13 protein-coding genes are annotated in these 13,331 nt (G+C 71.9%); 7 read left to right on the forward strand and 6 right to left on the reverse strand.

Translation table 11 applies throughout. The features are described from left to right. The 3 genes from BGO22_RS10275 to BGO22_RS10285 all read left to right on the forward strand — a co-directional run. The coding region (locus BGO22_RS10275) for an alpha-ketoglutarate-dependent dioxygenase AlkB (protein WP_286850691.1) at positions 1-449 on the forward strand (449 nt) is incomplete at its 5' end. 2 nt (positions 450-451) lie between these two features. Then, positions 452-1,522 carry a bifunctional DNA-binding transcriptional regulator/O6-methylguanine-DNA methyltransferase Ada gene (gene ada / locus BGO22_RS10280; RefSeq protein ID WP_502686452.1) on the forward strand — a complete coding sequence of 357 codons (1,071 nt, stop codon included), beginning with the start codon at positions 452-454 and terminating at the stop codon, positions 1,520-1,522. Next, positions 1,522-2,253: a 2OG-Fe(II) oxygenase gene (locus BGO22_RS10285; protein WP_070400023.1), complete on the forward strand. Its 732-nt coding sequence runs from the start codon at positions 1,522-1,524 to the stop codon at positions 2,251-2,253. The genes ada and BGO22_RS10285 overlap by 1 nt, the downstream gene beginning before the upstream one ends. A gap of 50 nt (positions 2,254-2,303) precedes the next feature. On the opposite strand, the gene BGO22_RS10290 is transcribed toward BGO22_RS10285, so the two are convergent. Beyond that, positions 2,304-2,861 (reverse strand): C40 family peptidase, encoded by a 558-nt coding sequence (locus tag BGO22_RS10290; RefSeq protein WP_070400024.1) that lies wholly within the window; start codon positions 2,859-2,861, stop codon positions 2,304-2,306. A gap of 64 nt (positions 2,862-2,925) precedes the next feature. Further along, on the reverse strand, positions 2,926-4,533 hold the full coding sequence (locus BGO22_RS10295) for a 4-hydroxyphenylacetate 3-hydroxylase family protein (protein ID WP_070400025.1): 1,608 nt from the start codon (positions 4,531-4,533) through the stop codon (positions 2,926-2,928). Between the two features lie 137 nt (positions 4,534-4,670). Here BGO22_RS10295 and BGO22_RS10300 point away from each other — a divergent pair, with 137 nt between their 5' ends. Continuing rightward, on the forward strand, positions 4,671-5,399 hold the full coding sequence (locus BGO22_RS10300; RefSeq protein ID WP_070400026.1) for a TetR/AcrR family transcriptional regulator: 729 nt from the start codon (positions 4,671-4,673) through the stop codon (positions 5,397-5,399). A 17-nt stretch (positions 5,400-5,416) separates the two neighbouring features. After that, positions 5,417-6,028, forward strand: a complete 612-nt coding sequence (locus tag BGO22_RS10305; RefSeq protein WP_070400027.1) for an isochorismatase family protein — start codon at positions 5,417-5,419, stop codon at positions 6,026-6,028. A gap of 66 nt (positions 6,029-6,094) precedes the next feature. Here BGO22_RS10305 and BGO22_RS10310 read toward each other — a convergent pair whose 3' ends face one another. From BGO22_RS10310 to BGO22_RS10320, 3 genes are read right to left on the reverse strand one after another with little or no spacing between them, the layout of a single operon-like run. After that, entirely contained in the window at positions 6,095-7,828 is a 1,734-nt protein-coding gene (locus BGO22_RS10310) for an ArnT family glycosyltransferase (RefSeq protein ID WP_070400028.1), read from the reverse strand. After that, positions 7,825-8,511, reverse strand: coding sequence for a TVP38/TMEM64 family protein (locus BGO22_RS10315; RefSeq protein ID WP_175442864.1), 687 nt, complete (start codon positions 8,509-8,511; stop codon positions 7,825-7,827). Before BGO22_RS10315 ends, BGO22_RS10310 begins: the two co-directional genes overlap by 4 nt. Then, complete coding sequence (locus BGO22_RS10320; RefSeq protein WP_083293258.1) at positions 8,508-9,836, reverse strand: glycosyltransferase; 1,329 nt, start codon at positions 9,834-9,836, stop codon at positions 8,508-8,510. The genes BGO22_RS10315 and BGO22_RS10320 overlap by 4 nt, the downstream gene beginning before the upstream one ends. Before the next feature lie 180 nt (positions 9,837-10,016). Between BGO22_RS10320 and BGO22_RS10325 the strand changes: the two genes are divergently transcribed. Further along, positions 10,017-11,912, forward strand: a complete 1,896-nt coding sequence (locus BGO22_RS10325) for a propionate--CoA ligase (RefSeq protein ID WP_070400029.1) — start codon at positions 10,017-10,019, stop codon at positions 11,910-11,912. 45 nt (positions 11,913-11,957) lie between these two features. Here BGO22_RS10325 and BGO22_RS10330 read toward each other — a convergent pair whose 3' ends face one another. Then, positions 11,958-12,860: a LysR family transcriptional regulator gene (locus tag BGO22_RS10330; RefSeq protein WP_175442865.1), complete on the reverse strand. Its 903-nt coding sequence runs from the start codon at positions 12,858-12,860 to the stop codon at positions 11,958-11,960. 135 nt (positions 12,861-12,995) lie between these two features. On the opposite strand from BGO22_RS10330, the gene BGO22_RS10335 reads away from it, so the two are divergent. Continuing rightward, on the forward strand, positions 12,996-13,331 hold a 336-nt coding region (locus BGO22_RS10335), incomplete at its 3' end, for a tripartite tricarboxylate transporter substrate-binding protein (RefSeq protein ID WP_286850707.1).

Raw genomic sequence — 13,331 nt, forward strand, 5'->3', positions numbered from 1 at the left:
GCGAGCTGGGCTGGACCAGCGACCGCCGGGGTTACCGGTACAGCGCCATCGATCCCGAGCGCGGCAGGCCCTGGCCGGCCATGCCGCCCGCCTTCGCCGGCTTGGCCCACGAAGCGGCAGCCGCGGCGGGCTTCGAGGGCTTCGCGCCCGACGCCTGCCTGATCAACCGCTACGCGCCCGGCGCGCGGCTGTCGCTGCATCAGGACCGCGATGAGCGCGACGACACAGCGCCCATCGTGTCGGTCTCGCTGGGCCTGCCGGCCACGTTTCTGTGGGGCGGCCAGGCGCGCACCGATCCGACGCTCAAGTTGCCGCTGCGGCACGGGGACGTGGTGGTCTGGGGCGGCGCCGATCGCCTGCGCTTCCACGGCGTGTCACCGCTCAAGGACGGGTCCCACGCCGTGCTGGGCCCGCAGCGCATCAACCTCACGTTCCGCCGGGCAGGATGAACATGAACGCCAGCATCACCGTCGCCTACCGCACCGAGGACGAGCGCTGGGCCGCGGTGCAGGCCCGGGAAGCCGCCGCCGACGGGCACTTCGTCTATGCCGTGCGCACCACCGGCGTGTACGGTCCGCCCAGCTCGGCGGCGCGGCGGCCCCGGCGCGAGAACGTGGCCTTCTTCGATTCGGCCGACGCCGCCGAGGCGGCGGGCTACCGACCCAGCCGCCGCGCCCAGGGCGACCAGACCCGCGCGGCGGCCGCGCGGGCCGAGCGGGTGGCGCGCGCCTGCCGGCTCATCGAGGCCGCGCAGACGCCGCCCTCGCTGGACGGCCTGGCGGCCGAGCTCGGCATGAGCCCCTTCCACTTCCACCGCCTGTTCAAGGCCGAGACGGGCTTGACGCCCAAGGCCTATGGCTCGGCCTACCGCGCCCGCCGGCTGCGCGAGGAACTGGCCGCGCCCAAGGCGTCCATCACCGACGCCATCTACGGCGCGGGCTTCAACTCCAACAGCCGCTTCTACGAGGCCGCCGACCAGTTGCTGGGCATGCGGGCGCGCGACTACCGGGCCGGTGGCGCCGGGGCGCAGATCCGATTCGCGGTGGGGCAGTGCTCGCTGGGCGCGATCCTGGTGGCCCAGAGCCAGCGCGGCATCTGCGCCATCCTGCTGGGCGACGACCCGGAGGCGCTGGTGCGCGAGCTGCAGGACCAGTTCCCCCGGGCCCGGCTCATCGGTGGCGACGCCGCCTTCGAGCGCTGGATCGCCGAGGTCGTGGGCTTCATCGAAGCGCCCGCGATCGGCCTGCGGCTGCCATTGGACGTGCAGGGCACGGCCTTCCAGGAGCGCGTCTGGCGCGCCCTGCGCGAGATCCCGCCGGGCACGACCGCGAGCTACGCGGAGATCGCCGAGCGCATCGGCTCGCCCCGGGCGGTGCGCGCCGTGGCGCAGGCCTGCGGCGCGAACCGCCTGGCCGTGGCCATTCCCTGCCACCGCGTGGTGCGGTGCGATGGCGACCTGGCCGGCTACCGCTGGGGCGTGGACCGCAAGCGCGAGCTGCTGCGCCGCGAGGCCCTGGCGTGATGGGGCCGAGCGCCACGGTGTCCATCGACGCGCCCGTCGACGCGGCGGTCGAGCACCTCGACTGGGCCTCCCTCGCGGCGCAGCTGGACAGCGAGGGCCACGCCCTGCTGCCCGGCTGGCTGGGCGGCGAGGCGGCGCGCGGCCTGGCGCGGCGCTTCGCCGCCTCGGCCACCGCCCGCGTGCCGCTGGCCGCCCTGGGCCTGGGGCGCGGCGAGGCGCTGGGCGTCGACGGGCCGCTGCCGGCGCCGCTGGCGGCCTGGCGCGCGGCGCTCTACCGGCCCCTGGCGGGCATCGCCAACCGGTGGAACGAGACCTTGGGGCTCGATGGCCGCTACCCGGCGGCGCTGGACGGCCGTCTGTTGGACCCGCGGCGGGCGGGGCCGGTGCGGTGGCCGTGCTGCCTCAGCCGGCTCGGGGCCGGCGACGAGCTGCTGCTGCACCCGGGCCCGGTGGGCGACGCCGCGTTCCCGCTGCGGCTCGTCGTGCTGCTGTCGCAACCCGGCCAGGACTTCGAGGGCGGCGACTTCGTGATGACCGAGCAGCGCCCGCGCATGCAGTCGCGCCCGCTGGTGCTGCCGCTGCGGCTGGGCGACGCGGCCATCATCGTCACGGACCAGCGCCCGTTCCAGGGCGGCCGGGGCCACTACCGGGTGCGGATGCGGCACGCCATCGGCCGCGTGCGCCGGGGCGAGCGCCTCGGCCTGGCGCTGGACTTCCCCGCCGCTCCCTGAGGCCACGCGGGGGCGGCGCCCGCCTCAGCGCTCCGCGGCCCGCGACGGTCTCAAGGCTGGCTGGGGCCGGCGCCTTCGGGCACGCGGCGGGCGCCATTGAAGCGCTTGTTCCAGTAGGCCACGCGCATGTCCTCCACCCGCACCTGGGCGCCGGCGCGGGGCGAGTGAACGAACTTGCCGTCGCCGATGTAGATGCCCACGTGGCTGAAGGAGCGGCGCAGGGTGTTGAAGAACACCAGGTCGCCGGGTTGCAGCTCGCTGCGCTCGATGGGCTGGGTGGCGGCGGCCTGCTCGTCGGAGCGGCGCGGCAGCAGCTTGCCCATGGACTGCTCGTACACGGCGCGCACGAAGCCGCTGCAGTCGAAGCCGGTGTCGAAGGAGTTGCCGCCCCATTTGTAGGGCACGCCCAGGAAGGCCAGGGCGTTGATCACCAGGCTGGAGGCCTGCTGGCCGGCGGTGGTGCCGGCTTGCTGCACCTGCTCGCCCAGGCGGCTGATGAAGCCCTTGTCGGCGAGCATGGACTCCATGTTTTCCCAGCTCCCGCTGGGCGGCGCGGCCTGTGCCACGGCCGAACAGCCAAGGAGGAGGAAGGGGAGCCAGCGGCGCATGGGCGTGGAGGGTAGTGGCTGCCACCTCTCCCGTCAACTGAAAAAAGCCTTGTAACTGCTTGATTCAGGCCGATTTTGTTGCTTTGGTATTCGTTGGCAAGCTCACCATCATGGGCTGGCCGGGTTGGGTGCAGCCGCTGTCGCAGCAGCGGCCGGGCTGGCGGTTGCGCGTGATGGCGCGCGCCGGATCGGCGCTCAGGCCGCGCTCGAGCAGGCGCTCCACCAGGTCGACCTTGTCGCCCACCGGGTAGTGGCGCCAGATTTCCTGTTTCATGGCGGCCGGCGAGCCGCCGCCGTGCAGGCTGATGACGCTGTACCAGCCGCCCTGGTAGCCGGCGGTGAGGTCTTCGATGAAGCGCGCGGCCTGGATGCGCTGCTCGTAGGGCACGTCCGGGCTGGCGCGCAGCACGTCGGATAGCCGGCCCGCCGTCTCGGGGTTGTGGTCCTCGTCGGGGCCGGGCAGGGTGACGATGAGGCCGCCGCTCACGGTGTGCGCGAGGCGGTGCATGTCGTAGATCTTGGTGGCCAGCAGCAGCTTGCCGATGTTGGCGAACACCGGGTCGGGCATGAAGACCTCGGCGTGTTCGTCGCGCCGTCCGTAGACGCTGGCCGCCACGCCGCAGGCGTAGAAGCCTTCCACGATGGTGATCAGCTCCACCATCTGTTCGCGCAGGTGGCTTTCGGCACCCGGGTCGAAGCCGTTGGCCTCGCACATCAGCGCGCCGGCGCCGATCAGCAGGTCGCCGAAGCCGGCGCGCGCGGCGATGCAGGTCTGGCGGTGGTGGGTGGCGTAGCTGTAGGTGAGGTGGCCGGAGTGTTCCCACTCGCCAGCCAGGAACACGCGCTCCCAGGGCACGAAGACGCGATCGAACAGGCACACGCCGGTGCTCTGGCCGAAGCGGCGCGAGAAGAGGGCGTCGCCGTGCTCCAGCCGTTCGCCGGGGCGGCCCGCGGGCCGGGCCACGATGGTCAGGCCTTCGGCGTCCACCGGCACGGCGCAGCAGACGGCGAAGTCGGCGTCGGCCTCGCCCATGTTGCGGCAGGGCATGACCAGCAGTTCGTGCATATAGGGCGCGCCCGTGACGATGGCCTTGGTGCCGCTGATGACGATGCCCTTGGCGTTGCGCTCGACGATGTGCACATAGGTGTCGGCGTTGGCCTGCTGGTGCGGGCGGCGGCTGCGGTCGCCCTTGGCGTCGGTCATGGCCACGCCCAGGGTCAGGTCCTGGTCCTGCACGCGGTGCAGGTAGGCCAGGAAGCGGTCGCCACGTTCGCGCCCGCCGCTGGCGTCGTCCAGCCGGGCGCTGAGCTGGGCGATGGCGTGCAGCGCGTCGTGGGTGAGGTAACGCTGGGCGCAACCGGTTTCCTGGCAGATCAGCCGCACCGCCTCCAGCTTGTTCAGCAGGTCGCCGGCGCTGGTGGACAGGTGGGTCATGCGGTTCACCGTGCGCCCGCTGGTGGGCTGCGTGGCCGTCATCAGCGGCGCGTACTTCGGCTGGTGGGCGAAGTCGTAGGTCAGGGCCACGGCGTTGATGCCGGGCCGCAGCGCCGGGTCGTCGGCCACGCTGTCCACCCAGCGCCCGTCCACGCTCACCCGAGGGCGGTAGCGCCGCAGCGACTCGCGGTAGTCGGCGCCGGTCATCAGGGCTGGCGGGGGGGGCATGGTGTTCATGCATTTGTCTCCTGTTCGGGGGCCGTTGTTGCCGTTGAATTTTGGTAGTGACGATCAAAAGATTAAACAGTGTTCAATTCTTTGACAAGAGTTCATGAAATAAAACTAAGTTCGCCTCCCTCGCTACACTGCGCGCCATGAACGTGCACCTCGACGAGCTTCGTCCCTTGCCCAGCGCGGCCGACCAGGCCGAGGCCCAGCGCCAGCTGGAGCTGCGCCAGCAGCGGCAGCTGGCCATGTCGGACACGCGGCGGGCCCATGTGCTGGACGCGGCGCGCCGCGTCTTCGCCGACAAGGGCGTGGAGGGCGCCAGCATCCGCGAGATCGCGCGCGAGGCGGGCTATACCGCCGGGGCGCTCTACAGCTACTTCGACAGCAAGGAGGCCATCTACGGCGCGCTCCTGGCCGAGTCGCTGGACCGCCTGCTGGCCGAGGTGCAGGCCGCGCGCGCGCCCAAGGGCCAGCCGGGCCAGGCCCTGGCGGCCAAGGCCCAGGCCTGGTTCGGCTTCTACGCCAGCCACCCGCGCGACCTGGACCTGGGCTTCTACCTCGTCAATGGCCTGGCCCCGCATGGCCTGACGCACGAGCTGGACCGCGCGCTCAACGAGCGCCTGCTGGAGGCCCTGCGCCCCTGCGAACACGCGCTGGAGGACCTGGGCCTGCCGCCCGACGCCGCGGCACGCGAGAATGCCGCCCTGTTCGCCCACGGCATGGGGCTGCTGCTGCTCAAGCACACCGGCCGCATCCGGCTGTTCGGCCAGGCCGCGGAGGCGCTGTTCGCGCAGTACGTGGACCGCCTGGTCGAGCGCTTCGACCCCGCCGCGCCCGGCCGCACCCTGCCGCAGCGCGATCTGTTCGCCGATTGACCCTTTTCCCGCTCGCCATGCTGCTCGACGCCGACGACTCCCAACTGGTGCTGGTGGACTACCAGTCCCGCCTCATGCCCGCCATCCACGAAGGCCCGCTGGTGCTGGCCAACGCCCTGCGCCTGGCGCAGATGGCCCAGACCCTGGACGTGCCCGCCTGGGGCACCGAGCAGAACCCCGACAAGCTGGGCCCCAACCCGCCCGAGCTGCGCGCCCTGTGCCGCCGCACCCTGGCCAAGATGCACTTCAGCGCCGTGGCCGACGGCCTGGCCGACTGGCTGCGCCCGCCCGCGCGCCCGCAGGGCGGCAACGTGCGCAGCCTGCCCAAGCACCTGCAGAAGGAACGCGCCCAGACGCCGCGCGAGGCCGAGCGGCCCAGCATCGTCATCGCCGGCTGCGAGGCCCACGTCTGCCTCATGCAGACCGCGCTGGAGCTGCTGGAGCAGGAGTTCGAGGTCTGGGTTGTGACGGACGCCTGCGGCTCGCGCACCGAGCGCAACCGCGACGCCGCCTTCGACCGCCTGGCCGGTGCCGGGGCCGAACTGCTGACCACCGAGATGGTGGCCTTCGAGTGGCTGCGCACGGCCGAGCACCCCGACTTCAAGGCGGTGCAGGGGCTGATCAAGTAAGGCCCGCGCGGTCGGGCACTGGCGCGCGGGCCGCCTGGCCCGGTGGGCCAGGCCGGCGGCGCGGGCTCAGTCCAGGATGTCCAGGCGCTGCGGGCGCCAGGTGTAGCGCAGGGCCTTGAGCGGGGGCTCGCAGCGGGGCTTCATGGCGCCGGCGTCGAGCAGGCCCCAGTCCTGCCGGTGGGCATTGCCCAGCACGCGCAGCCGGTGCATGTCGAAGCAGGCCAGGTCCAGCGAATCGGGCACCAGCAGGACACGGCTGGGGTCCTCCTGCATCCAGCGCCAGGCGTTGCGCTCTTGCTCGGCCACCGGGGCCAGGACGCTGAAATGGGTCAGCGGCCGGTGCGAGAACAGCAGGAACTGCTCCTTGAACTGCAGCAGGCCGACCTCGTGCCGGGCGTCCACGGCGCGCTCGAGCGCTTGCATCAAGGCCTTGGGCGTGCGGTGGGCGTCCATCGCGGGCCAGACCCAGCAGGACAGCGCGAACCAGCACAGCAGCGATACGGCGGCCAGCGAGGCCAGCGCGTCGCGGCGCCAGGTGGCGGCGGCCAGGGCCAGCACGCCCACGCCCATGCCCAGCACGGGCAGGGCGATGACGGCCAGCACGTCGCCGTAGTCGTCGACCTTGGGCCCCAGCAGGGCGGGGTGCAGCCAGGCCACCGCGCCCAGCGCGGCCAGGCCCAGGCCCATCAGCACCACCACCGCCCGCAGCGCCAGGGCCGAGGTGCGCGTGCCGCCGTCGTCCAGCGCCCGCCGCCAGAGCGCGCCCGCCACCAGGCAGAGCATGGGCAGCGCCGGCAGGATGTAGACCACCCGCTTGCCCCGGCTCAGCGAGAAGAAGACCAGCACCATCAGCGCCCAGGTGAAAAGCACGCGGGCGGTGCTGTCCTCCTTGAGCAGGCGGCCCAGGCGCCGCCACTGCGTGAGCATCAGCACCAGCAAGGGCAGCCAGACGGAAGGGATGGCCACCGTGAACAGGTAGTGCCAGGCGTTGATGTGGCCCCAGGGGTTGGCGTAGCGGCCGGCGGTCTGGTGGAACAGGATGTTGTCGCGGTAGGCGCGCAGGGCGTCGCTGCCGGAGGCCGCGACCGTCCACAGCATGGGCCCCAGCCACAGCGCCAGCGTGCCCAGCAGCACCAGCAGGCCCAGCCAGCTCCTGGCGCCCCAGACCTTGCCCGAAGGCCCCGCGCCGGTGCGCGAGCCCCAGAGCGCGAAGGGGATGAGCATGAGCGCCGGCAGGAAGCCCACGCCCTTGGTCATGATGCCCAGCGCCATGGCCGCGAAGGCCCCGCAGTACCAGCCCCAGGACGGGCCCAGCACAAAGTGCCTCAGCAGGCCGTAGCAACCGAGGGTGATCCAGAACGTCACCAGCGCATCGAGCTGGGCCGATTTGGCCTGCATGAAGAACTGGGGCGTGAACAGCAGAATGAGCAGCGCGTACCGGGCGACGTCGCGTCCCCAGAGGCGGCGGCCGATGTCGTGCACCAGCCAGAGGGTGCCCAGCCCGGCCAGCGCGCTGGGCAGCAGGAAGGCCACTTTCAGCTGGCCGGTGGCCAGGTAGAACAGGGCCACCAGCCAGATGAAGACGGGCGGCTTGTCGGGATAGGGCTCGCCGCCGCGCATCGGGAACAGCCATTGGCCGGACTCGACCATCTCGCGCGCGATCTGCGCGAAGCGCGGCTCGTCGGCCGGCCAGGGCGAGCGCAGGCCGATGCCGGCCGCCAGCACGACGAGCGCGGCCAGCAGGATGAACGCGACGGGCCAGGCCCATCCGCCGTCGGCGGGGCGCTCGGCGTGGGTCATTGCGCCTGGGCCTCGCCGCGCAGGCGCTCCAGGCGCTGCCTGAAGCCGTGGCGGTACAGGTAGACGCCCAGCGCCGTGGAGGCGGCCAGCGTGGCCAGGCTGATCCACAGGTGCGCGCTGTTGTGCAGGGCCAGGCCCGAGCCCGCGTAGGCGAACAGCAGCATCTGCGGCAGGTAGCCCAGCAGGCTGCCCACGACGATGGGCCGAAGGTCCAGCCCCGACAGCCCGGCGACGATGTTGGTGGCCAGGTTGCTGCCCACCGGCAGCAGGCGCAGGATGCAGACCCACTTCCAGGTGTCCTCGGCCATGAGCTGGCGCAGCGCCTCGACCCGCCGCGGGTACTGGCGGCGCAGCCAGTCGCCGGCGGCGTAGCGCGCCACGACCATGGTCAACAGGGCGCCGAGTCCGGTGATGAGCGTGCTGACCAGCGCGCCCTGCCATCCCCCGAGCAGGTAGCCGCTGCTGAAGGCCAGCACCTGGCGCGGGCCGCCCAGGGCCGTGTAGACAACGCCGATGGCCACGAAGGCTGGCCAGGCGATGCCCCAGTGGTAGAGGAACAGCGCGTGCAGCAGCTCCTTCTCCGTGAAGGCGCCCAGCCAGCCCTCATGCAACGCCACGAAGGCCAGGCTGAGCGCGGCGGTGAGCAGCAGCGGCTTGGCGAAGAAGCGGAGCTCGGTCTTCACGGCATGGGCTCGCCAACGACCTCTTTGGACGACAGGGTGGGGTGCTGGCTGCGCAGCATCAGCCAGCGCACGCCCAGCATGTCGACGATACCGACCCACACCCGGTTCCAGGCGGTGTACTTGGACACGCCGGTGCGCCGCGGGCGGTGGTTGACCGGCACCACGGCGATCCGCCCGTCGATGCGCTGCACGAGCGCGGGCAGGAAACGGTGCATGTGGTCGAAATACGGCAGGCGTTGCCAGGTCTGCCGCGGGATCAGCTTGAGGCCGCAGCCGGTGTCGGGCACGCCATCGTCCAGCACGCGCCGGCGCACGCCATTGGCGATGCGCGACTGCAGGCGCTTCCAGCGCGTGTCCCGGCGGTTGCGCCGGTAGCCGGCGATGCAGAAGTCGGGGCCGGCCGCGCTGAGCCGGCGCGCTTCGGCGATCAGGGCGGGGATGTCGGCGGGGTCGTTCTGGCCGTCCCCGTCGATGGTGACGAGGTAGCGCCCCTGCGCGTGCTGCGCCCCCGTGGCCAGCGCGGTGCTTTGGCCGCAGCTGCGGGCGTGGCGCAGCAGCTGGCCGCGCACGCCCCGCTGGCGGCATTGCTCCAGGAATTCCGCACCGGTGTGGTCGGTGCTGCCGTCGTCGACCAGCACCACCTCGAACGCGTAGTCGGCGCCCAGGGCGGCGGCGATTTCCCGCACCAGGGGGCCGATGTTGCCGGCCTCGTTCTTGGCCGGTATCAGGACGGAGACTTCAAGGGCAGGGGGGTAGGGCATGGCGGCGTCGGTGGAAACGGAAATCGGGGAAGGCGGCGGCGCGCTGCCGGCGGGCGTCCACGGCCACAGCCGGTGCATGGCCAGGGCGCAGGCCGCGGCAATGGCCGCGCCCGCGATGACATCCAGGGGGAAGTGAACGCCCAGGGCCACGCGGCTCCAGGCGATGAGCAGGCCGGCGAGCAGGCAGAGCGCGCCGACCGCGCGCCGGGGCGCGGCCAGCAGGCCGGCGAACCCGAAGGCCAGGCCGACGGTGGCGTGGCGGCTGGGGAAGGCCGGCGAATTGCCATGCTCCAGCCACTGGGTGCCGATGCCCAGCGCCGCCGGGCGCGCCTGCGGCCACAGGCTGTGCAAGCCCCTGGCGATCAGCCAGGCGGCGCCCATGGCCAGCAGCATTTGCCAGGCGGTGCGCCGCCAGGGCTCGCCCAGGCTGAGCAGGACGGCGACCGAGAGAAAGGCGATCAAGGGGAGGTACTGGCTGGCGACGCGCGCGAGCAGCACCAGCGCGGCGGGAGCGGAAGGGGAGAGGTTCCACAGCGGCATCAGCCACTGGTTGATGGCGTCCATGGCACGTCCTGGCGGGGGCGGTGATCACGGCCGGCATCAGAACGGCGCAGGATTAAGCGGACGTTAGGCGCGGGCCCGGGCAGCGCGGGTTAGTCCCGTCAGCCCCACGCAAGCCAGGTCTCCATAATTAAGAATTCAGAAGCGGCCGCCAGCCGGGGCCGGCCGCACCAGGAGACACGCATGGGATACGCCGATTTCCACCGCCGCTCGGTCGAGGACCCCGAGGGCTTCTGGGCCGAGCAGGCCCGCCTGATCGACTGGCACACGCCCTTCACCCGCGTCTGCAACAACGACAAGCCGCCGTTCACGCGCTGGTTCGAGGGCGGCCGCACCAACCTCTGCCACAACGCGGTGGACCGGCACCTGAAGGACCGCGCGCAGCAGAACGCGTTGATCTTCGTGTCCACCGAGACCGACGTGGAGCGGATCTACAGCTTCGAGGCGCTGCACGCCGAGGTGCAGCGCATGGCCGCCGTGCTGCTCGCCCAGGGCGTGAAGCCGGGCGACCGCGTGCTCATCTACATGCCCATGATTCCCGAGGCCGCCTTCGCCATGCTGGCCTGCGCGCGCATCGGCGCCATCCACTCGGTGGTGTTTGGCGGCTTCGCCAGCCATTCGCTGGCCAGCCGCATCGACGACGCCACGCCGGTGGCCATCGTCAGCGCCGACGCCGGCTCGCGCGGTGGCAAGGTGGTGCCCTACAAGCCGCTGCTGGACGAGGCCATCACCCTGGCCCGGCACAAGCCCGCCTCGGTGCTGCTGGTGGACCGTGGCCTGGCGCCCATGGAGCGGGTGGCCGGGCGCGACCACGACTACGCCGCCCTGCGCGAACAGCACCTGAACGCGCAGGTGCCTTGCACCTGGCTCGACGCCACGGACATCAGCTACACCATCTACACCAGCGGCACCACGGGCAAGCCCAAGGGCGTGCAGCGCGACGTGGGCGGCTACGCGGTGGCGCTGGCGGCCAGCATCCGGCACATCTTCCTGGGCCAGCCGGGCGAGACCTATTTCTCCACCAGCGACATCGGCTGGGTGGTGGGCCACAGCTACATCGTCTACGGGCCGCTGATCGCGGGCATGGCGACCATCATGTACGAGGGCCTGCCGATCCGCCCCGACGGCGGCATCTGGTGGAAGCTGGTCGAGAAGTACAAGGTCACGGTGATGTTCAGCGCGCCCACCGCGGTGCGCGTGCTCAAGAAGCAGGACCCGGCCTACCTCAAGCAATACGACCTCTCCAGCCTCAAGGCGCTGTTCCTGGCCGGCGAGCCGCTGGACGAACCCACGGCGCGCTGGATCGCCGACGGCCTGGGCGTGCCCATCATCGACAACTACTGGCAGACCGAGTCGGGCTGGCCGATCCTGACCGTGGCCAACGGCGTGGAGAAGCAGCCCAGCAAATTCGGCAGCCCGGGCGTGCCCATGTACGGCTACCGCGTGAAGCTGCTGCACGAGTCCACCGGCGAGGAGCTGACCGGCGCCGATCAGAAAGGCGTGGTGGTGATCGAAGGCCCCACGCCGCCGGGCTTCATGCAGACGGTGTGGCGCGACGACGCGCGCTTCGTCAACACCTACTGGAAGAGCATCCCGGGCCAGCTGGTCTATTCGACCTTCGACTGGGGCATCCGCGACCAGGACGGCTACTACTACATCCTGGGCCGCACGGACGACGTGATCAACGTCGCCGGCCACCGCCTGGGCACGCGCGAAATCGAGGAGAGCATCGCCAGCCACGCCAACGTGGCCGAAGTGGCGGTGGTGGGCGTGGCCGATTCGCTCAAGGGCCAGGTGGCCATGGCCTTCGTGGTGGCCAAGGACGCCTCGGCGCTGGGCGACGCCCAGGCCCAGCTCCGGCTGGAAGGCGAGATCATGAAGCTGGTGGACGCGCAGCTGGGCGCGGTGGCGCGGCCGGCGCGGGTGCGTTTCGTCTCGCTGCTGCCCAAGACGCGCAGCGGCAAGCTGCTGCGCCGTGCGATCCAGGCCGTGTGCGAAGGCCGCGACCCGGGCGACCTGACCACCATGGACGACCCCGGCGCGCTGCAGCAGATCAAGGACCTGGTGGGCGCCGCCTGACCACCGCCCGGCCGGCGGCCGCCCGTTGCGGCCCGCCGCGCCCGTTCAGGCGGGTGCGGGCTCGGCCAGGGTGGCCAGCAGGTGGTCGCGGTAGCGCTCCATGGGCTTGGAGAAGTAGGCCGTGCGGCGCCAGAACAGGCCCAGGGGCGTGACCCAGGGGCCCTGCGGCGAGGCCACCGTGGCCAGACCCGCGCCCATGGGCGAGGCCAGCGTGTCCACCGTCATGGCGCTCAGCAGGTCGGTCTTGCGGATCAGCGTGGCGAACAGGCCGGGCGAGGCGTCGGCCTCCACCATCAGGCGCGGCTTGTCCAGGCCGGCCTGCGCGAACAGGGCCTCGACCCAGGTGCGCGTCATGATGCCGCGCGGCGGCAGCAGCCAGGGCTGCTGGCGCAGGTCGTCCAGGGTGCCGGGGCGGCGCAGCAGCCAGTGTCCCTTGCGCGCCACGATATGCGTTTCCTGCCGCCACAGCGGCAGGCAGGACAGCCCGTCCGGCACCGGCTCAGGGATGGCGGCGAGCGCGAAATCCAGCTCGCCGGCCTGAAGCGCGCGCAGCAGGCCGCCGCTGAGCTGCACGCTGACGAAAAAGCGCAGCGGGTCGTCGCCGCCCAGTAGCTGCGCCAGCACCGGCGCCAGCTTGGTGTCCAGGATGGTGGGCACCGCGCCCACGCGCAACTGCCCCGACTGGCCGGTCTTGAGGTCGGCGATCTCCACGCGCGTGTCGTCGACCAGCCGCGCGAGCGAGCGGCCGCGCTCGTGCAGCAGGCGGCCGGCGGCCGTGAGGGCCACGCCGCGCGGCAGGCGCTCCAGCAGGCGCACGCCCAGTTCGGTTTCCAGCCGGCGCACGGACTTGGACAGCGCCGGCTGCGTCAGGCCCAGGGCGTCGGCCGCCGCGTGCAGGTTGCCGTGCTCGGCGATGCGGGCGAAGGCCTGAAGGTCCTTGAGTTGCATGGGGCGAGCCTTGGCGGCGATGTTCTGCGATTCCAAAACGTTATCAGAAAACCCCTGTTTCGCCATCCATGCGGGGGAGGGCGCTTCCACAATGGCCCGGCGACAGTGCCCATGAACAACGACAGGAGACAAGCCATGCCCCCCGCCTCGATCCCGTTGCGCTTCCGCTGCCTGCTGCTGGCGGCGGCCGCGCTGGCCTGCACCGGCGCCGCCGCCCAGGCCGACGCCGGCTACCCCAACCGGCCGCTGCGCGTGGTGGTGCCGTACCCGCCCGGCGGCAACACCGACGACATGACCCGCGAGGTGATGAAGGAGCTGTCGGCGCGCCTGGGCCAGACCATCGTGGTGGACAACAAGCCCGGGGCCAACAGCATCATCGGCACCGAGTCCGTGGCCAAGTCGGCGCCCGACGGCTACACCCTGGGCGTGGTGATCGGCGCCTACGCCATCAACCAGTCGCTCTACAAGAAG

The sequence above is a fragment of the Hydrogenophaga sp. 70-12 genome (assembly GCF_001897365.1).
GTDB lineage: Bacteria > Pseudomonadota > Gammaproteobacteria > Burkholderiales > Burkholderiaceae_C > Hydrogenophaga > Hydrogenophaga borbori.